This window comes from Citrobacter sp. Cf087, from assembly GCF_030334285.1.
Lineage (GTDB): Bacteria > Pseudomonadota > Gammaproteobacteria > Enterobacterales > Enterobacteriaceae > Citrobacter > Citrobacter freundii.
Map to the genome: position 1 here is coordinate 252,480 of NZ_JAOWED010000032.1, position 20,309 is coordinate 272,788.

The 20,309-nt window shown below is 53.7% G+C and carries 20 protein-coding genes; 9 read left to right on the top strand and 11 right to left on the bottom strand.

The features are described 5' to 3' along the window. Positions 1–180: 180 nt before the first annotated feature. The 5 genes from selB to OGV57_RS22790 form a co-directional block, all read right to left on the bottom strand. Entirely contained in the window at positions 181–2,025 is a 1,845-nt protein-coding gene (selB, locus tag OGV57_RS22770) for a selenocysteine-specific translation elongation factor (RefSeq protein WP_032937191.1), read from the bottom strand. Continuing rightward, complete coding sequence (gene selA, locus OGV57_RS22775) at positions 2,022–3,413, bottom strand: L-seryl-tRNA(Sec) selenium transferase (RefSeq protein ID WP_044700430.1); 1,392 nt, start codon at positions 3,411–3,413, stop codon at positions 2,022–2,024. Before selA ends, selB begins: the two co-directional genes overlap by 4 nt. Positions 3,414–3,511: 98 nt before the next feature. Then, entirely contained in the window at positions 3,512–4,120 is a 609-nt protein-coding gene (locus tag OGV57_RS22780) for a glutathione S-transferase (protein ID WP_003024191.1), read from the bottom strand. 70 nt (positions 4,121–4,190) lie between these two features. Beyond that, positions 4,191–5,327 (bottom strand): HlyD family secretion protein, encoded by a 1,137-nt coding sequence (locus tag OGV57_RS22785; RefSeq protein WP_003024188.1) that lies wholly within the window; start codon positions 5,325–5,327, stop codon positions 4,191–4,193. Positions 5,328–5,329: 2 nt separating this feature from the next. Then, positions 5,330–5,692: a DUF3302 domain-containing protein gene (locus OGV57_RS22790; protein WP_003844553.1), complete on the bottom strand. Its 363-nt coding sequence runs from the start codon at positions 5,690–5,692 to the stop codon at positions 5,330–5,332. A gap of 530 nt (positions 5,693–6,222) precedes the next feature. Between OGV57_RS22790 and mtlA the strand changes: the two genes are divergently transcribed. The 3 genes from mtlA (at position 6,223) to mtlR (ending at position 10,095) form a co-directional block, all read left to right on the top strand. Next, complete coding sequence (gene mtlA / locus OGV57_RS22795; RefSeq protein WP_003024181.1) at positions 6,223–8,139, top strand: PTS mannitol transporter subunit IICBA; 1,917 nt, start codon at positions 6,223–6,225, stop codon at positions 8,137–8,139. Positions 8,140–8,359: 220 nt separating this feature from the next. After that, the gene (mtlD, locus tag OGV57_RS22800) at positions 8,360–9,508 is read left to right on the top strand and encodes a mannitol-1-phosphate 5-dehydrogenase (RefSeq protein WP_003024180.1); all 1,149 of its coding nucleotides are present in this window, start codon (positions 8,360–8,362) and stop codon (positions 9,506–9,508) included. Next, entirely contained in the window at positions 9,508–10,095 is a 588-nt protein-coding gene (gene mtlR, locus OGV57_RS22805) for a mannitol operon repressor MtlR (protein WP_003024179.1), read from the top strand. Before mtlD ends, mtlR begins: the two co-directional genes overlap by 1 nt. Positions 10,096–10,107: 12 nt before the next feature. Here the strand turns inward: mtlR and OGV57_RS22810 are convergent, their stop codons facing one another. Next, on the bottom strand, positions 10,108–10,314 hold the full coding sequence (locus OGV57_RS22810; protein ID WP_003024176.1) for a hypothetical protein: 207 nt from the start codon (positions 10,312–10,314) through the stop codon (positions 10,108–10,110). 292 nt (positions 10,315–10,606) lie between these two features. Here OGV57_RS22810 and OGV57_RS22815 point away from each other — a divergent pair, with 292 nt between their 5' ends. From OGV57_RS22815 to trmL, 6 genes are all read left to right on the top strand, one after another. Beyond that, the gene (locus OGV57_RS22815) at positions 10,607–10,969 is read left to right on the top strand and encodes a YibL family ribosome-associated protein (protein ID WP_003024174.1); all 363 of its coding nucleotides are present in this window, start codon (positions 10,607–10,609) and stop codon (positions 10,967–10,969) included. A 263-nt stretch (positions 10,970–11,232) separates the two neighbouring features. After that, positions 11,233–12,888, top strand: a complete 1,656-nt coding sequence (gene lldP / locus OGV57_RS22820) for an L-lactate permease (RefSeq protein WP_003837651.1) — start codon at positions 11,233–11,235, stop codon at positions 12,886–12,888. Next, on the top strand, positions 12,885–13,661 hold the full coding sequence (gene lldR, locus OGV57_RS22825; protein ID WP_046671016.1) for a transcriptional regulator LldR: 777 nt from the start codon (positions 12,885–12,887) through the stop codon (positions 13,659–13,661). Before lldP ends, lldR begins: the two co-directional genes overlap by 4 nt. Further along, complete coding sequence (gene lldD / locus OGV57_RS22830; protein ID WP_048233023.1) at positions 13,658–14,848, top strand: FMN-dependent L-lactate dehydrogenase LldD; 1,191 nt, start codon at positions 13,658–13,660, stop codon at positions 14,846–14,848. Before lldR ends, lldD begins: the two co-directional genes overlap by 4 nt. Before the next feature lie 195 nt (positions 14,849–15,043). After that, positions 15,044–16,384 carry an MFS transporter gene (locus OGV57_RS22835; RefSeq protein ID WP_003837645.1) on the top strand — a complete coding sequence of 447 codons (1,341 nt, stop codon included), beginning with the start codon at positions 15,044–15,046 and terminating at the stop codon, positions 16,382–16,384. A gap of 46 nt (positions 16,385–16,430) precedes the next feature. Further along, complete coding sequence (trmL, locus tag OGV57_RS22840; RefSeq protein WP_003024163.1) at positions 16,431–16,904, top strand: tRNA (uridine(34)/cytosine(34)/5-carboxymethylaminomethyluridine(34)-2'-O)-methyltransferase TrmL; 474 nt, start codon at positions 16,431–16,433, stop codon at positions 16,902–16,904. A gap of 86 nt (positions 16,905–16,990) precedes the next feature. On the opposite strand, the gene cysE is transcribed toward trmL, so the two are convergent. The 5 genes from cysE to OGV57_RS22865 form a co-directional block, all read right to left on the bottom strand. Further along, on the bottom strand, positions 16,991–17,812 hold the full coding sequence (cysE, locus tag OGV57_RS22845) for a serine O-acetyltransferase (RefSeq protein ID WP_003024160.1): 822 nt from the start codon (positions 17,810–17,812) through the stop codon (positions 16,991–16,993). Between the two features lie 78 nt (positions 17,813–17,890). Next, positions 17,891–18,910 carry an NAD(P)H-dependent glycerol-3-phosphate dehydrogenase gene (gene gpsA / locus OGV57_RS22850; RefSeq protein ID WP_003844543.1) on the bottom strand — a complete coding sequence of 340 codons (1,020 nt, stop codon included), beginning with the start codon at positions 18,908–18,910 and terminating at the stop codon, positions 17,891–17,893. Next, the gene (gene secB, locus OGV57_RS22855; protein WP_003024155.1) at positions 18,910–19,377 is read right to left on the bottom strand and encodes a protein-export chaperone SecB; all 468 of its coding nucleotides are present in this window, start codon (positions 19,375–19,377) and stop codon (positions 18,910–18,912) included. The genes gpsA and secB overlap by 1 nt, the downstream gene beginning before the upstream one ends. Before the next feature lie 46 nt (positions 19,378–19,423). Next, entirely contained in the window at positions 19,424–19,675 is a 252-nt protein-coding gene (gene grxC, locus OGV57_RS22860; RefSeq protein WP_003844542.1) for a glutaredoxin 3, read from the bottom strand. Between the two features lie 52 nt (positions 19,676–19,727). After that, positions 19,728–20,159: a rhodanese-like domain-containing protein gene (locus OGV57_RS22865; RefSeq protein ID WP_003024148.1), complete on the bottom strand. Its 432-nt coding sequence runs from the start codon at positions 20,157–20,159 to the stop codon at positions 19,728–19,730. Between the last annotated feature and the right edge of the window lie 150 nt (positions 20,160–20,309).

Sequence of the window (20,309 nt, forward strand, 5' to 3'; positions counted from 1 at the left end):
CTTAATTACTCTAAAAGAGTCAGGAAGCATACGAGTGAAATATCCAACAGAATATGATCATGGTTGTTATTTTAATAACAACCAAAATTAAAAAGCACATTAGGTTCATAATCTAATGTGCTTATTTCAATCAATATCTATTTTGTATTAATTCATTTAATTCCTGAATTAATTGTTTCATTACTTTTCGGGGAACAGCAATGCATCGCGTAATAAATGATCATTTCCCCGACGGCGAGTAAAACCAATGCGGTCAAAATATTCCAGAATCTGAATAGCCAATTTGCGCCCGATGTTAAGCCTGTCGCGAAAATCAGCGGCACATGTCGATCCCCTTTCCTGATCCAGTTCGCGGATCATATTGGCAAAGGCCACTATCCGATCGTTACGGTAATAACGATCTTTCACGATCGCGGTGATGATGCCTTGCTGCGCCGCTTGTCGTAACACCACACGCATCATTTGCTCATCCGTGCCCGTCTGTTTTGCCAGGTCGCGCACCCACCACGGCTCATCGCCAAAAAGCGGTTCTGCTTTTTGCCAGATAGCTTGCTGCTCATCGCTGAAACCGGCCTTGTGATCGGGCAAATGCAGCCAGCCATGATGACTATGGATGACGCCGCTCTCGCGCATCTTTTCAATCAGCAGCAGGACCAGCGCTTCATCTTCCATCGGCAAAGCCATCCGGCGCAGGCGTTCGCGCCCAGGTCCAGGCTCATCGCGGTGCTGGTCGTGGTAAGTCGCCAGCGTATCGAGGATTTTGCGCTGCCAGCGCGCTGCAACAGTGGCATCCAACAGACTGTATCCCGCCTGAATAAAACCATGCTGCTCGATCAACGGACGCATGCCGTTACCGTTGAGCTGACGCGCCCAGGCGAAGTCGGGAATATTTACCGCTCCACGCGTCAGGTGCAGCGCCAGAGCGTCACCATCACTCTGTGCGTTTTCCAACGCCGACAGCCACTGCAAATATTCCGGCTTACGCTTCCCGCGACGCGGCGGATTGAGCGTGACCACGCGCGCACCGGCCAGCGTCGTGCGAGCCGAAATATCACGCAGCACCAGACGGTCGTTATCGGCGAGCCAGAGTGGTGTATCAAACACCAGTTCCGCCAGCGTCCCTTCGAGCAGGGAAATACGCCCGGTGACGTGGCTGGCCGCGTGGTGAATATGCAACGGTTGCCACTGCATCAGCGGCGCGGCATGTTCTAAAGAAACAATCACGCGGGTAAACGCCTCTGGCGGCGCATCAGCAAGCAGCCAGTCGCCGCGGTTAAGTTCTTCTTTTTGCGCATCACCGGCAATATTTAGCGCAATACGTTGTCCCGCCTGCGCGCGATCGGTGGCCTGATTTTGTGCATGCAGGCTACGTACGCGCATCGGTTTGTTGACGCCCGTGAGCCACAGTGTGTCACCGACATTCACTTCACCGCTGAGCGCCGTCCCGGTCACCACCAGTCCCGCGCCTTTGACCGTAAAGGCACGGTCAATCGCCAGGCGGAAGCTGTGATCGCGGGCATGCTCACGCGACGTTAATTGCAGCAAATGTTCGCGCAGTTCCTCGATGCCACGGCCTTCACTGGCGGCAGTGACGAAAAGCACCGACTCCGCGAAACCATAATTCCCCAGCGCGGCCTGAATCTCCGCACGCACCTCTTCAATTCTTGCTTCGTCCACGCGGTCGGCTTTCGTAAGTGCCACGGTGATCTGCGGATTACCCGTCAGTTGCAGAATTTGCAAGTGCTCACGCGTTTGCGCCATCACGCCGTCATCACACGCCACCACCAGCAGCGCGTGATCAATCCCGCCAACACCCGCCAGCATGTTAGACAGAAACTTTTCGTGTCCGGGTACATCGATAAATCCCAGTATCCGCCCGTCCGGCTGCGGCCAGTAGGCATAGCCGAGATCGATGGTCATGCCGCGCTTTTTTTCTTCCGGCAGACGGTCGGCATTCACGCCGGTAATCGCCTGTAATAACGTTGTTTTTCCGTGGTCAACGTGTCCGGCGGTTGCAATAATCATTTCAGCATCATCTCCATAAACCGGGTCTCGTCTTCAAGGCAGCGCAGATCCAGCCACATGCGGCCATCATAAATCCGGCCAATGATCGGCACGGGCAGTGCACGCCAACGGGCGGCCAGTGCCTCGAGGCGGCTACCGCGCCCGTCATGGGGGGTAAAGGTTAATGCCGCGCTGGGCAGCCTATCAACCGGCAGCGAGCCGCTGCCAATTTGCGACAGGCAAGGCATGACGTTCAGGGCGAATTCGTCACCGTAATGCTCGGCAAGCCGTGCCTGTAAGTGTTGGGCCTGCGCGTGGACAGCCTCCTGCGAGCGAGTGAGCTGGCGTAACGTCGGCAACTTCTGCGCCAGCGCTTCCGGGTGCAGGTAGAGCCGCAGCGTCGCTTCCAGCGCAGCCAGTGTCATTTTATCAGCCCGTAATGCGCGTTTCAGCGGATGGCTCTGTAAGCGAGCGATCATCTCTTTTTTACCGACGATAATCCCGGCCTGCGGCCCACCCAGTAATTTATCGCCAGAGAAGCTCACCAGACTGACGCCAGCGGCAATCAGCTGTTGCGGCATCGGCTCCTGCGGTAATCCATACTGGCTGAGATCGACCAGTGAGCCGCTGCCGAGATCCGCCACCACCGGCACATCCAGTTCCTTGCCAATAGCGGCCAGCTCAGCCTCATCCACCGACTTCGTAAAGCCTTCAATACTGTAATTACTGGTATGGACTTTCATCAGCAGAGCGGTATTTTCATTCACCGCCTGACGGTAATCTTTCGCATGGGTCCGGTTGGTGGTACCGACTTCGCGCAGAACACATCCGGCCTGGCACATCACGTCCGGAATACGAAACGCGCCGCCAATTTCCACCAGCTCACCGCGCGAAACGACCACCTCTTTGCCGTTGGCCGTGGCGGCCAGCATCAGTAAAACCGCTGCCGCATTGTTATTGACGATACAGGCGTCCTCCGCTCCCGTCAGACGGCAGAGTAAATCCGCCAGCGCCCGATCCCGATGTCCACGTCCGGCATCATCCAGGCTATATTCCAGCGTCACTGGCGTGCGCATTGCTTGCACCACCGCCTCGATCGCTTCTTCGGCCTGCGACGCTCGCCCAAGGTTGGTATGCAGCACCGTTCCGGTCAGGTTAATCACCGGACGCAGCGCGCTTTGCGATTCTCGTTCCAGCCGGGCGCTGGCTTCTTGCGCCCAGTCCTCACACCATGCCGGGAGCGCGTGCGTGTCGCGAATCGCATCTCTGGCTTCGTCAAGCATATGACGCAGCAGGTCAACCACCCGGGTATGACCGTGAGATTCACGTAAGGCTGGGAAGGCGCTATCGCGCAATAAACGATCGATAGCGGGAAGCTGGCTGTAGAGTGAACGCATGTCGGTTGTCATGAAAGGGCCTGGCTGTTGGTGGCCCTCTCCACCGCGGAGAGGGCTATCGATATAGGAAGGATTGTACCGTGACTTTGCTCAGGCAGGTATTATCTGCATCAAGCCTTTGGCGGTTCTGTGCGGGCAAAACTTTCGCGTTGAAAAAGCGTTTCCACCAGTTTGACCAGACGTGGGCGGTCCACACACCAGCCGGGCGCGACCCGACGGAAATTGAGATAACCGACGGCACAGGCAATCGCGATGGTAGCCAGGTTAACCGTATCCGTTTTCAGCGTACCGTCCGCCAGATAGCCTTCCAGCATATCCAGACTGCGGGTGATCTTCTCCCGCTGGCGTAACAGTTCAGTTTCTGACTGCTGCGCGGCGGGGCGAGCCTGCTCGCGCACCGAGACTAATCCCGCATCCATAATACCGTCGGCCAACGCTTCCAGTTGACGAACTTTGAGTGCCGCTAACGGTTCACCCGGTAGCATGGCTGGCGCAATATCCAGCAGCTCGATGTATTCTGCGATGATCGGAGAGTCAAACCAGTACTCACCCTCATCGGTGACCAACGCGGGTACTTTTCCTAGCGGGTTATAACGCGCCACGCCGCTATCCGCGCTATAGGGAAGTTCATTCACAAATTCGAAGGTGATGCCCTTTTCCAGTAACAGAATAGAAATTTTACGCACAAAAGGGCTGGTATAGCTGCCAATGAGTTTCATGCCGGGTCCTTTTTGCCAACAAAAATATCAGTATGGCTCAGGTCGCCGTAAATGGCAGGTGATGACGATCTCAATGATCCAAATAAAGGTAATGCATCCAGCTGGTCATGCGCAGCAGCACTTTACGCATCACTGAAACGTGAGCGAAATGGTCGGAATAGACCGCCACCTGAGCATAGATACCGTCCGGCAGCGCATCCACATCGGCATTAGGATCCAACTCAATCGTAGCCAGCACGCCATCGGTACCCGGCACCACAGTTAAGGACTGTAATGCCCCCTGCGCCTGATAAGAACCGCCCGGCACAACCGGAAGAATGGAGGTCAACTTACCGGAGAAAACCTGACCAGGCAGCGCGTTGAAGACCACTTCCGCTTCATCACCCGGTTTAAGACGCAGCAACGAGTTCTGGCGGAATTGCGCCACAATTTGCCGTTTCTGTTCCGGAATAAATACCATCACCGGGCGCAGAGGTAGTGCGGCGGCGTAGGTCCCGGGCCGAATAAGCACCTGCGTAACATAGCCGTTGCTGGGGGCACGGACGATAGTCTGCTCAAGATTGTATTTGGCTTCAGCGAGCTGAGCACGCAAAGACGCAACCTGAGATTGCTCCCCGTTGACCATACTGTCTAACTGACTCTGAATCTGCGTCTGTTCGGCAACGGAACCTTTTACCAGCGCGTCCTGTGCCAGATAGTTCTGCCGGGCGTTGTCGATATCGCTTTCAGAGAAGGGATTAACCTTCGCCTGACTGCCCTTCAAATAGCGTTGATAATCTTTATACAGACGATCGCGTTCAGCGGAAACGCGGGTAGTATTGGCGACGGCTTCAGAAAGTTGGGCTTTCAGATTGTCGATGTTGTGTGTGGCGGTAACAAGATCAGCCTGCAGTCTGTCAACACGTGCCTGATAGCGGCCTGGATCGAGTTTAAATAACACTTCGCCTTTTTTAATCAACTGATTATTTTTATCCGTTACCTCACTAACAATTCCTGTGACTTGCGGAGTGATCGGAATTGAAATAACCGCTTTTTGCGCCGTAAAGGTATACGGGTGGTTATAGTTCATTAATAAGATCAGTCCCGCAACAATGAATACCCCACCTAATGCAGCAGTAGCGAGCGTCCATTGGTTTACCGGAATACGGAATATTTTAAAGATGGCCCAGGCAAAGGCCACATAGGTCAGGACTATCAACAAATCCATGATTAAATCTCCGGAAAGGTGGAGTTATCTGTTTTCTTCTCCCCATCCAGTCTTTTTTCCAACTGGGTGATGCGCTCTGCCAGTGCGGCAATCTCGGGGTCTGGGTCCTTTCCGTTCGACATGATGTGTGATTGCATGCCCCACCCCCGTTCAGGCTGGTAGAGCGTCGCCCAAATCCACAGGAACGGCCATATTGCATGGAGTGTAAACAGGCTAATCCAACCCGCCGTATGAATGGCATCAGCATGAGGATGGTTGCGTTTTTTAGCCATATTATAGGGAATATCGTGAATGGCGATGATTCCGTAAAACAGAACCAGAAAGACGAAGATCAGCACGCCCAGTGCGAAATAATTTAGAAACATACCTGCCTCGAATTCACGCTAATTAGAGTTTTTTTATGCCGGCAGCCGCATGCACCCAGGCTGATGTTTTGAACATAACTGCAGTTTGGGGTTTTCGCCATACCACAAAATAAATATTTTTTCTGGTGAGAAGTTGCTTTGTTTGCAATAAAAATATCGGGGGGTAGAACCTGCTGTAGATCACATCCGAGCAAATGCAGATGAAAATACTTTGCGATCTGCATCACAAAGATTCAACAAACAGCAAAGGATAAAATGTGAATCAGTTCACATTTACCCCACATTTTTGGCGAATTCTGATCCAGTGATGTTTTTTTGTACCGATATTTTGTGATCAAGATCACATTAACTAACGCCATACACCCTATATTTACGTGACGAATATCACATAAAAGGTCGTCGACTGGACAGTTGAACGATTCAGTGCCAGATTTCGCAGTATCTACAGGGTCCGGCTACCTCCTGCCGCTACATTAACAAACCTCGGGCTTTCAGCCTGCGCGATAGCAAACATAAGAAGGGGTGTTTTTATGTCATCCGATATTAAGATCAAGGTGCAAAGCTTTGGTCGATTCCTCAGCAACATGGTGATGCCAAATATCGGCGCGTTTATCGCGTGGGGTATTATCACCGCATTATTCATTCCGACAGGGTGGTTGCCGAACGAAACGCTGGCGAAGCTTGTCGGTCCTATGATCACCTATCTGCTGCCGCTGCTGATCGGTTATACCGGTGGTAAGCTGGTTGGCGGCGAACGTGGCGGCGTGGTTGGTGCTATCACCACCATGGGCGTTATCGTCGGTGCAGATATGCCAATGTTCCTCGGCGCGATGATCGCAGGCCCGCTGGGCGGCTGGGCTATCAAACATTTCGACAACTGGGTAGACGGTAAGATCAAGTCCGGTTTTGAGATGCTGGTGAATAACTTCTCCGCAGGCATCATCGGGATGATCCTCGCCATTCTGGCATTCCTTGGCATTGGCCCATTGGTTGAAGCACTGTCCAAAATCCTGGCGGCAGGCGTTAACTTCATGGTTGTCCATGACATGCTGCCGTTGGCGTCTATCTTCGTTGAACCGGCGAAAATCCTGTTCCTCAACAACGCCATCAACCACGGTATTTTCTCACCGCTGGGTATTCAGCAGTCCCATGAGATGGGCAAATCCATCTTCTTCCTGATTGAAGCTAACCCGGGTCCGGGTATGGGCGTTCTGCTGGCATACATGTTCTTCGGTCGCGGCAGCGCTAAGCAGTCTGCGGGCGGCGCGGCAATCATCCACTTCCTGGGTGGTATCCACGAAATTTACTTCCCGTACGTGCTGATGAACCCACGTCTGATCCTGGCCGTTATCCTCGGCGGTATGACTGGCGTATTTACCCTGACTATCCTGAACGGCGGTCTGGTTTCTCCGGCCTCTCCGGGTTCTATCCTGGCCGTGCTGGCCATGACGCCGAAGGGCGCTTACTTCGCTAACATCGCTGCTATCTGTGCTGCTATGGCAGTCTCCTTTGTGGTTTCAGCCATTCTGCTGAAAACCAGCAAAGTGAAAGAAGATGATGACATTGATGCCGCAACCCGTCGTATGCACGACATGAAAGCGGAATCCAAAGGCGCATCTCCGCTGGCGGCTGGCGACGTGACCAACGACCTGAGCCATGTGCGTAAAATCATTGTTGCCTGCGATGCCGGTATGGGTTCCAGCGCCATGGGTGCGGGCGTACTGCGTAAGAAAGTGCAGGATGCAGGTCTGTCTCAGATTTCCGTCACTAACAGCGCGATTAACAATCTGCCGCCGGATGTGGATCTGGTCATTACCCACCGTGACCTGACCGAACGCGCGATGCGCCAGGTGCCTCAGGCACAGCACATTTCGCTGACCAACTTCCTCGACAGCGGCCTGTACTCCAACCTGACCGAACGTCTGGTCGCTGCACAGCGCCACAACGTGAACGAAGAGAAAGTCCGCGATCACCTGAAAGACAGCTTTGAAGAGGGTGATACCCACCTGTTCAAACTGGGTGCGGAGAATATCTTCCTCGGTCGTAAAGCCACTAACAAAGAGGAAGCAATTCGCTTTGCTGGTGAGCAACTGGTGAAAGGCGGTTACGTTGAGCCAGAATACGTCGAGGCGATGCTGGACCGCGAAAAACTGACTCCGACTTACCTCGGCGAGTCCATCGCAGTACCGCACGGGACGGTTGAAGCCAAAGACCGTGTGCTGAAAACCGGTGTGGTGTTCTGCCAGTACCCGGAAGGCGTTCGCTTCGGTGAAGAAGAAGACGATATTGCCCGCCTGGTGATTGGTATCGCAGCACGTAACAACGAGCACATCCAGGTGATTACCAGCCTGACCAACGCGCTGGATGACGAATCCGTGATCGAACGTCTGGCCCATACCACCAGCGTGGATGAAGTTCTGGAGCTGCTGGCGGGTAAAAAAGCTTAACGGTTAAGTATCTCCAAAATAGTTCGAGCTGCAGGAAGGCGGCAACGCAGTGAATCCCCAGGAGCGTACATAAGTACGTGACTGGGGTGAGCGAGGAGAGCCAACGCATCTGCAGTTCGAAATATGAAGGCGATATCCTCTCCCTTGTGGAGAGGGTTAGGTTGAGGGAAAAGCCTCACCCCAGCCCTCTTGGGTAAAAACATTGATGAAGGTTAATACTATGAAAGCATTACATTTTGGCGCAGGTAATATCGGTCGTGGCTTTATCGGCAAACTGCTGGCGGACGCGGGGATACAGCTGACGTTCGCGGATGTAAATCAGGTCGTGCTCGATGCCCTGAATGCCCGTCATAGCTATCAGGTTCATGTCGTAGGTGAAAACGAACAGGTTGATACCGTCTCCGGCGTCAACGCCGTGAGCAGCATCGGCGATGATGTCGTCGACCTGATTGCCCATGTAGATTTAGTCACTACCGCCGTCGGTCCGGTCGTGCTTGAGCGTATCGCTCCGGCCATCGCCAAAGGGCTGGTTAAACGCAAGGCACAGGGCATAGCTACTCCGCTGAATATCATCGCCTGTGAAAACATGGTGCGCGGAACGACCCAGTTGAAAGGCCATGTAATGAACGCGCTGGCAGATGAAGACAAAGCCTGGGTTGAAGAACATGTTGGCTTCGTCGATTCCGCCGTGGACCGCATTGTTCCGCCTTCGGCTTCAGCAACCAATGACCCGCTAGAAGTTACCGTAGAAACCTTCAGTGAGTGGATTGTCGACAAAACACAGTTCAAAGGTGAACTACCAAATATCCCAGGAATGGAATTAACTGATAACCTAATGGCATTTGTCGAACGTAAACTCTTCACGCTGAACACCGGGCATGCTATAACCGCGTACCTCGGAAAATTGACCGGTCATCAGACCATCCGTGACGCGATTCTCGACGAGAAAATCCGCGCAGTGGTAAAAGGTGCGATGGAAGAGAGCGGCGCGGTACTGATCAAACGCTATGGTTTTGATGCAGCAAAACATGCGGCATACATTCAGAAAATCCTCGGTCGCTTTGAAAACCCGTATCTGAAAGATGACGTTGAGCGCGTGGGTCGTCAGCCGCTGCGTAAGCTGAGCGCGGGAGATCGTCTGATTAAACCGCTGCTGGGTACGCTGGAGTATGGTTTGCCGCATGCGAATCTGGTTATCGGTATTGCGGCAGCGATGCACTATCGCAGCGAAGAAGATCCGCAGGCACAGGAACTGGCCGCGCTGATTGACGAAAAAGGTCCACAGGCCGCGCTGGCGCAAGTTTCCGGGCTGGATGCCAACAGCGATGTCGTGCTTGAGGCTGTTAACGCGTATAACGCAAAGAAATGATGCAGGACCTGGCGCAGGATATCCTGCGCCTAAATAATAGATTGTCAGATATGCAGGCAATAATGGAACAAACGCAGGCCTTTGAAAATCGTGTGCTTGAGCGTCTGAATGCTGGCAAAACCGTACGCAGCTTCCTCATCACCGCCGTAGAACTGCTCACCGAGGCGGTGAATATTCTTGTGCTTCAGGTATTTCGCAAAGACGACTATGCGGTGAAATATGCTGTAGAACCACTGCTTGACGGCGACGGTCCGCTGGGCGATCTTTCCGTTCGCCTGAAGCTCATCTACGGTCTGGGCGTGCTCAGCCGACCGGAGTATGAAGACGCCGAGCTTCTGATGGCGCTGCGGGAAGAGTTAAACCATGACGGCAATGAATATGCGTTCACCGACGACGAAATTCTTGGTCCGTTTGGCGAACTCCACTGCGTGACGGCACTCCCGCCGCCACCGCAGTTTGATACCTCAGACTCAGGTCTGCACGCGATGCAGATCCAGCGCTACCAGCAGATGGTGCGCTCCACGATGGTACTTTCCCTGACCGAGCTGATTTCTAAAATCAGCTTAAAAAAAGCCTTTCAAAAATAAGACGATGCTTGCTTATTTCTCTTCCTGCTGCGGTCGATAAAGCTGCCGATAGTACGCCAGACGTTGCAGATACAACTGCGCATTCTCCTGCGGTATTTCAGAAGGGACAACGTTGCGTGGCGGTGTTTTATTCAGATACTCGCGAAAAGCCTGGCTTGAAGCCATAAAATCGACCGTCTTATCAATTAGAGCCGAAACGTTCTCACCTATTTTCGCCATAATCTTCCCTCCTCCATGTATTAACCGCGCTCAGCCTGCGCGGTTGATCATTTAAGTTTAGGATCGGTTTGGCAAATACATTAAGGAAAACGTGCTTCACTATGAACCCGCCAACAAAATGCGCCATGGTCGATCTTATCGCTTAAAATTCCTTATTAATCAAAATAGTAATATTTTCATTAGCTGAATAATACTTGCAACATTTGATTATTTATCTTCGATTAGTTGTGAATAATCCCGCTCTGCGCGCATACTATAGGATATTCATCCTATTTTTATCAGAAGCTATCCTATGAAAGAAGTCGAAAAAAACGAAATTAAACGCCTGAGCGATCGTCTGGACGCTATCCGCCACCAGCAGGCTGACCTGTCTCTGGTTGAAGCCGCCGACAAATATGCTGAGTTGGAGCAAGAGAAAGAAACTCTGGAAAACGAGATTGCGCGTCTGCGTGAAGTCCATGGTCAGAAGCTGAGCAAAGAAGCGCAAAAGCTGACGAAACTCCCTTTCCGTCGTACCATCACCAAAAAAGAACAGGCCGACATGGGCAAGCTGAAGAAGAGCGTGCGCGGCCTGATTGTCGTTCACCCGATGACCGAGCTTGGCCGTGAAATGGGCCTGAAAGAGATGACGGGCTTCGCGAAGAGCGAGTTCTGATCTCCCACCGGGCAACATCCGCTTGCCCGGTCCTTCACTTCCCCCTCGAAATTGGCCCTACCAATTTTAGCCAGATCATACCAGCACCTCACATTTCATTAAAATGTGCGTACAATACCGTTGCCAATAAATAACATTTGATTAACCATTCATTGTCATTACCCCTACACAACAATATTGGCAGGGCCACTTTTACACATAATGTGACGAAGATTTGAGCAAAGACTCATTCCATTATGTCGGCGGCCCCCAGGAGACCTGCAATGAATCTCTGGCAACAGAACTACGACCCGGCCGGTAACATCTGGCTTTCCAGTCTGATCGCATCGCTCCCCATCCTGTTCTTTTTCTTCGCCCTGATTAAGCTCAAGCTGAAAGGCTACGTTGCGGCGTCATGGACGGTGGTGATCGCTTTGTCGGTCGCCCTGCTGTTTTACAAAATGCCGGTCGATCACGCTCTGGCATCCGTAGTGTACGGTTTCTTCTACGGTCTGTGGCCAATTGCCTGGATCATTATCGCCGCGGTATTCGTCTATAAAATCTCGGTAAAAACCGGGCAGTTCGACATTATCCGCTCCTCGATACTCTCGATTACCCCAGACCAGCGTCTGCAAATGCTGATTGTCGGTTTCTCCTTTGGGGCATTCCTCGAAGGGGCGGCAGGCTTCGGTGCTCCAGTAGCGATTACCGCCGCACTGCTGGTTGGCCTTGGCTTTAACCCACTGTATGCAGCAGGCTTGTGCTTGATCGTAAACACCGCTCCAGTCGCTTTTGGGGCAATGGGCATTCCGATTCTGGTTGCCGGTCAGGTTACCGGTCTGGACAGCTTCGAGATTGGCCAGATGGTGGGCCGTCAACTGCCGTTCCTGACCATTATCGTGCTGTTCTGGATTATGGCGATTATGGATGGCTGGCGTGGCGTGAAAGAAACCTGGCCTGCGGTGATGGTCGCTGGCGGCTCGTTTGCTATCGCGCAGTATCTCAGCTCTAACTTTATCGGACCGGAACTGCCGGACATCATCTCTTCTCTGGTTTCCCTGGTCTGTCTGACGCTGTTCCTGAAGCGCTGGCAGCCGGTACGCATCTTCCGCTTTGGTGATATGGGCGCTTCGCAGGTCGATATGGATCTGTCGCGCACCCGCTACACCGCCGGGCAAATCATCCGCGCCTGGTCGCCGTTCCTGTTCCTGACAGCTACCGTCACGCTGTGGAGCATACCGCCGTTTAAAGCGCTGTTTGCACCAGGCGGCGCGATGTACCACTGGGTGGTCAATATTCCGGTTCCGTTCCTCGACAAGCTGGTTGCCCGTATGCCGCCGGTCGTACACGAAGCCACAGCCTACGCGGCGGTGTACAAATTTGACTGGTTCTCCGCGACCGGTACCGCAATACTGTTTGCCGCCCTGCTGTCCATCGTCTGGCTGAAGATGAAGCCGTCTGCTGCGCTTCAGACCTTTGGTAGCACGCTGAAAGATCTGGCGCTACCTATCTACTCCATCGGGATGGTGCTGGCATTCGCGTTTATCTCTAACTACTCCGGGCTTTCATCCACCCTGGCATTGGCCCTGGCTCACACCGGCAGCGCATTTACCTTCTTCTCGCCGTTCCTTGGCTGGCTGGGGGTATTCCTGACTGGATCCGACACCTCATCAAACGCACTGTTTGCCGCCCTACAGGCCACGGCCGCTCAGCAAATCGGTGTTTCGGATGTATTAATGGTGGCTGCAAATACCACCGGCGGCGTGACCGGAAAAATGATCTCTCCGCAATCTATCGCTATCGCCTGTGCGGCAGTGGGATTAGTGGGAAAAGAGTCTGACCTGTTCCGCTTTACCGTGAAGCACAGTCTGATTTTCACCTGCATGGTGGGTGTGATTACCACACTGCAGGCCTATGTCTTAACCTGGATGATTCCATGATAGTGATGCCCAGACGCTTGTCAGACGAAGTCGCATCTCGTGTGCGGGCGCTGATTGAAGAACAACAGCTGGAAGCGGGCATGAAGTTGCCCGCTGAGCGTCAGTTGGCCGTACAGCTCGGCGTATCGCGCAACTCGCTGCGCGAGGCGTTAGCAAAGCTGGTGAGTGAAGGCGTACTGATTAGCCGTCGTGGCGGTGGAACGTTTGTCCGCTGGCAGCATGAGGCATGGTCTGAACAAAACATCGTTCAGCCGCTGAAAACCCTGCTGGCGGACGATCCTGATTACAGTTTCGATATTCTGGAAGCCCGCCACGCCATCGAAGCCAGCACCGCCTGGCACGCAGCTATGCGTGCCACTGCTGCCGACAAAGAGAAGATCAGACTCTGTTTCGAGGCCACACAAAGCGAAGATCCAGATCTCGCCTCGCAGGCAGACGTTCGCTTTCATCTCGCCATTGCGGAGGCCTCACACAACGTGGTGCTGTTACAGACCATGCGCGGTTTCTTCGACGTATTGCAGTCTTCGGTGAAACAGAGCCGCCAGCGAATGTACCTCGTGCCGCCCGTATTTTCACAGCTGACGGCACAGCATCAGGCCGTACTGGATGCGATTGTTGCCGGAGATGCCGACGGCGCGCGTAAAGCGATGATGGCGCACCTCAGTTTTGTCCACACCACGATTAAACGATTTGATGAAGATCAGGCCCGCCAGGCGCGAATCACCCGCCTGCCCGGTGACCCTGGTGAGAATAGCAGGGAGAACAACACATGATTATTTCAGCAGCCAGCGACTATCGCGCCGCAGCCCAGCGCATCCTACCCCCCTTCTTGTTCCACTATATTGACGGTGGGGCGTATGCAGAGCACACTTTGCGCCGTAACGTGGCAGACCTGTCGGAGGTGGCCCTTCGCCAGCGCGTGCTGAAGAATATGTCCGACCTGAGCCTGGAGACAAAACTGTTCAACGAAACGCTCTCCATGCCGGTGGCCCTTGCACCTGTCGGTCTGTGCGGCATGTATGCGCGTCGGGGCGAAGTTCAGGCCGCCGCCGCCGCTGATGCCAAAGGCATTCCGTTTACGCTTTCCACAGTATCCGTATGCCCGATTGAAGAAGTCGCCCCGACTATCAAGCGTCCGATGTGGTTTCAGCTGTATGTTCTGCGCGATCGCGGCTTTATGCGTAACGCCCTGGAACGAGCCAAAGCGGCAGGTTGCTCCACGCTGGTCTTTACCGTCGATATGCCAACACCTGGCGCACGCTACCGTGACGCCCATTCCGGGATGAGCGGTCCAAATGCGGCACTGCGTCGCTACTGGCAGGCTGTCACCCATCCACAGTGGGCATGGGACGTTGGCCTGAACGGTCGCCCGCATGATTTAGGCAATATCTCGACCTATCTTGGCAAACCCACCGGCCTTGAAGACTACATCGGCTGGCTGGCGAATAATTTCGATCCGTCGATTTCCTGGAAAGACCTCGAGTGGATCCGCGAATTTTGGGATGGTCCGATGGTGATCAAAGGGATCCTCGATCCTGAAGATGCTCGCGACGCCGTACGCTTCGGCGCTGATGGCATCGTTGTCTCTAACCACGGTGGTCGCCAGTTAGACGGCGTGCTGTCTTCAGCTCGCGCGTTACCCGCTATTGCCGATGCGGTAAAAGGCGATATCACCATTCTGGCAGACAGCGGGATCCGCAACGGTCTGGACGTCGTACGCATGATTGCGCTGGGTGCAGATAGTGTTCTGCTGGGACGTGCTTATCTGTACGCGCTGGCAACCCACGGTCAGGCCGGGGTAGCGAATCTGCTGAATCTGATCGAGAAAGAGATGAAGGTGGCAATGACCCTGACCGGTGCAAAATCGATTAGCGAAATCAGTCATGATTCGCTGGTACAAGAACTGGGAAAAAACCTGCCTGCTGCGCTGGCACCTCTGGTTCAGGGTAGCGCGGCGTAACAATATCCCCATAAAACCCACTTTCTGCATGGTCGGTCTGTTCTCAGCCCGGCCATTTTTTATCCAAAAATAACGACCAGTTAACATTTATAACCAATATATTTGACAACTTTTTATCCACCTGTCAGATGTATATACAAGCTAATACAAGGGCGAAATATACAGATAACAACCATCATAACGGGCGAGGGTAACATGGCTTATTCCGGAAAAGTGAATATCCAGCAGGCGATAGATGACAGTCCTTTTTCGCGCTTCCACTGGGTCATTATTGTCCTGGGTTTTCTGGTCCTGGCCATCGACGGCTTCGATACGGCGGCGATGGGCTATATTGCGCCCACGCTCTCAGCCGACTGGGGCATCAAGAAACAGGATCTCGGACCGGTGTTAAGCGCCGCGCTATTGGGCCTGTCATTTGGTGCACTGCTGGCCGGGCCGATTTCCGATCGTATGGGCCGTAAACGCGTGCTGGTCTTTTCCTGTCTGTTTTTTGGCCTCGCCAGTCTGGGAACAGCCTATGCCCAGACGCTGAATATGCTCACATTTTGGCGCTTTCTCACCGGACTGGGTCTTGGCGCGGCAATGCCCAATGCCATCACCCTGGTGTCAGAATTTGCACCAAAACGCTGTCGTTCAATGGCGATTAACACCATGTACTGCGGCTTTCCGTTAGGGGCTGCAGGCGGCGGGGTGATCTCCTCCTGGCTTATCCCCAACTACGGCTGGCACAGCGTCCTGCTTGCCGGTGCGATCGCCCCGCTGGCCCTCACCGTATTGTTGGTGCTGTTCCTGCCGGAGTCGGTGAAGTATCTGGTTCACCGCGGTAAAGGGGTTGCACAGGTTAAACGCATTGCTCAACGCTTTATGTCGGGAAGTCTGGAACAGGTTACCCAGTTTTATCTGGATGAAGACCGCGTCACGGTCAAAAAAGGCAGCGTGGCACAGCTATTCAGTATGCCCTGGCTGCCGGGCACGCTGATGCTCTGGATGACCTACTTTATGGGATTGGTTATCTATTACGTGCTGCTGAGCTGGATGCCAACGCTGATGCTGGGAATGGGCTATCCGCTGGCCGAATCCGCCTGGCTGACATCGCTATTTACCTTCGGCGGTACTGCGGGGATCCTGCTGGCCGGTTGGTTAATGGATCGCTGGGAAGCACATAAAGTGGTGTCACTTGGCTTTATTCTGACGATGCTGTTTGCCCTCGCTCTCGGGTTTGAACATAACCATATCATCCTGTTCGGCGCACTGATCTTCCTGATGGGGATTACCATGAACGGCGCGCAGTCCGGGCTGCAGACGCTGGCCGCCACGTTTTATCCAACCCACTGCCGCGCAACGGGCATTGCCTGGATGCAGGGCGTGGGCCGCTTCGGTGGCGTAGCCGGAACGATGATGAGCGCCCAGTTGCTTTCCCTGCAATGGCAGGCAGACAGTATATTAATGTTCCTCAGCCTTCCGGCGCTGATTGCGGCTGCCGCAACGATTTACAAACTGCAACGCTATAAACCGCACGCGCTGACCGTCGCATAGTACCCGCTCTTTCTGCTATTCTGCCCCCCGTTATCAAGGGGGCAGTATGCTTAACATCGTTTTATTCGAACCAGAAATCCCGCCAAATACCGGCAATATTATCCGTCTTTGCGCCAACACCGGCTTTCGTCTGCATATTATTGAGCCAATGGGCTTTACCTGGGACGACAAGCGCCTGCGTCGCGCGGGGCTGGATTACCATGAGTTTACCGCCGTGCTGCGCCACCCTGATTACGCCAGCTTCGTCGCCGCAGAAAATCCGCAACGTCTGTTTGCCCTGACCACCAAAGGTACGCCAGCGCATAGCGCGGTAAGCTATCAGGACGGGGATTATCTGATGTTTGGCCCGGAAACTCGCGGTCTGCCACCCAGCATCCTCGACGCGCTGCCAGCCGAACAAAAAATTCGAATTCCGATGATGCCGGACAGTCGCAGCATGAACCTGTCAAATGCGGTGTCGGTGGTGGTGTATGAGGCCTGGCGCCAGTTAGGTTATCCCGGCGCGGTATTGCGTAGTTGATTTTTGTCGGATGGCGGCTGACGCCTTATCCGACCCACGAGATTTGTAGGCCCGGTAAGCACTGCGCCGCCGGGCATAGCTCGAAATCAGATGCCATCACCGTATTCGAAAGTATGATGAATCCCGTTGAAATGCTGATCCATATCCATAGACGGTTTATCGCTGTCAGGCTTACCGACGATGCGTGCAGGTACGCCTGCCGCAGTGGTATGTGGGGGTACCGGTTGTAAAACCACGGAACCTGCGCCAATCTTCGCGCCGCGCCCGACTTCAATGTTGCCGAGAATTTTTGCTCCCGCGCCAATCATTACACCTTCACGAATTTTCGGATGACGATCGCCGCCGGCTTTACCGGTCCCGCCTAGCGTGACGGATTGCAGAATAGAGACATCATTTTCAATCACTGCCGTTTCACCGACCACAATGCCGGTTGCGTGATCGAGCATAATCCCACGGCCAATTTTTGCCGCCGGATGAATGTCTACCTGGAAGGTAACGGACACCTGATTTTGCAGGAAGATCGCCAGCGCCTGACGCCCCTGATGCCACAGCCAGTGACCGATACGGTAGGCCTGAAGCGCATGAAAACCCTTCAGGTACAGAAGTGGGGTGGAATATTTATCGACAGCCGGGTCACGCGTACGTACCGCCTGAATATCACAGGCCGCTGAGGCAATCATTTCAGGATCGGCGGCATAGGCCTCTTCCACGACTTCGCGAATCGCAATGGCGGGCATGATTGGAGAAGCGAGTTTATTCGCCAGCATATAGCTTAGCGCACTGCCGAGATTTTCATGTTTGAGCAGCGTTGCGTGGTAAAAACTGGCCAACATTGGCTCACATTCCGCCAGTGCCCGGGCTTCCGCTTTAATGTTTTTCCAGACGATATCCAGTTCTTCACACGGCATTGCGTACTCCAGAAGGTAGCAAAACGACCGACCCGTTCTTCGCGGGTCGGGTCGTTAGATTGAAACGGTTCCTTACGGCTAGTGGCTGCTTCGCTCGTCCTTGCGCGCACGACCTAATAACGTCAATGCTGCCTCGCGCGCGTTTTTTCCGCAATACAATACTTGATAAATTTCCTCGGTTATTGGCATCTCGACACCAAAACGGTGCGCCAATTCACGAACTTCTTTCGTATTGCGATAGCCTTCAACCACCTGACCAATCTTGTCCTGCGCGCCCTGCACGTCCATACCCTGGCCGAGCATCATGCCAAAACGACGGTTACGCGACTGGTTGTCGGTGCAGGTCAGCACCAGATCGCCTAAACCCGCCATCCCCATAAAGGTGGCAGGATCGGCACCCAGCGCCGCGCCAAGGCGAGACATTTCGGTCAGTCCACGGGTGATCAATGCGGTACGCGCATTCGCGCCAAAACCGATGCCGTCAGACATCCCCGCACCAATCGCAATGACGTTTTTCACCGCGCCGCCAAGCTGCACGCCAATGAAATCCGGGTTGCTGTAAACGCGAAAGCTTTTGCCGCAGTGCAGCAACTGCTGGAGATCGTCAGCAAAGGCGTCGTCCGTCGAGGCCAGAGAAATCGCCGTCGGCATGCCCGCAGCCAGCTCTTTGGCGAACGTCGGGCCGGAAATAACCGCCAGTGGAATAGAATCCCCCAGCGCTTCACGCGCGACGTCCTGCAGCAGACGCCCCGTTTCCGCCTCCAGACCTTTTGTCGCCCAGACCAGTCGTGCGTCAGGACGCATCAATGGTTTGATGTTTCGCAGCACTTCGCCAAAGACGTGGCTCGGCACCACCACCAGAATATTACGACTGGCGGCCAGCGCAGTGGCTAAATCACTTTCCAGGCGCAGTGTGTCAGGAAAAGGCACATCAGGAAGGAACGCGACGTTGCAGCGATCGTGCTCAAGGGTCGCGATATGTTTCGGATCATGGCCCCACAGGACAACCTGATGGCCATTTCTTGCCAGGGTGATGGCAAGAGCGGTGCCGTACGAGCCGGCACCAATCACAGTCATTGAAGCATTACTTTGGTTCATCAGGCATCCTGATGTTCTTCAGTACCTTCGCCAGCCTGCTGCTGTAAATAGTTCATGAACAGCGCATCAAAGTTGACCGGCGCAAGGTTCAGTTGCGGGAACGTACCGCGTGAAACCAAGCTAGTGATGCATTCGCGGGCATACGGGAACAGAATGTTCGGGCAGTATGCGCCCAGGCAATGCGCCATCTGAGTCCCTTCGATACCACTGATGGAGAAAATACCGCCCTGCTGAACTTCGCACAGGAACGCAGTTTCTTCACCCAGGGAAGCCGTTACGGTGACACGCAGCACTACTTCATACACGTCATCTGCCAGTTGGGTAGATGCGGTATCAAGATCAAGTTTAACCTCTGGCTGCCAATCTTTCTGGAAAACATGCGGTGCATTTGGCGCTTCGAAAGACACATCCTTGGTATAGATACGTTGGATCTGGAAAGCCATTTCAGTGTTATTTTGTTCTGACATGTTTAGAAAACCCTTAGTGTTGTCCTTTAAATACTTTCAGTACGCCTTATTGCAGCAGGGGATCCAGTCCACCACGCGCATCCAACGCATACAAGTCGTCACAACCGCCAATGTGCTGTGCATCAATAAAAATCTGCGGAACCGTCGTACGGCCACTGCGCTTGATCATCTCTTCACGCTTTACGGCATCGCCGTCAATCGGAAGCTCCTGGAAACTCACACCCTTGCTGTTCAACAGCGCTTTTGCGCGATGGCAAAACGGGCAGGTTGCTTTGGTGTAGATCTCAATATTGGCCATGACTTATCTCCAGTGTTCTTTTTACCCTGCGGCATGAAAGAAGATGGGTAAATTACTTGCCGCGAACCAGTGGCAGATTCTCACCACTCCAGCCCGCTACGCCGTCTTTCAGTACGGATACTTGCTCAAAACCGGCTTTAATCAGCGCAGTTGCTGAATCCTGGCACTGCATGCCTGAACCATCAACCACAATCACAGGTTTGTTTTTGTGTTTTTCAAGTTCGCCAAAATTGTTGGCTTTGATTTCGCTCGGCAGCAGGTTAGTGGAGCCTGCGATATGGCCTTTGCGGAAGTCGTCGCGCTGGCGTAAATCCACAACAACGGCGTCTTCTTTGTTGATGAGACGTGTAGCTTCGCCGCGAGTAATCACCTTCACTTTTGAGGTCAGGCTCTTAAACGTGGTAAATAATACAGCCGCCAGTAACGCAATCCAGGCGATACTCAAGACAGGGTGGCGACTAACAAATTGCATAATTTCTTGCATGGGGGGTAACAACTCCCGACTCAGTGATTAAAAAAACCAGGAAAGGAGTATACCTGCGCGTTGGCGCAAATACAGCCAGAGCGTGCATTGGATTGCATTTTTGCGGGGCGCTACGGAAAAAAAAATGTAAATCGGTGTTCCCCCTGGCAC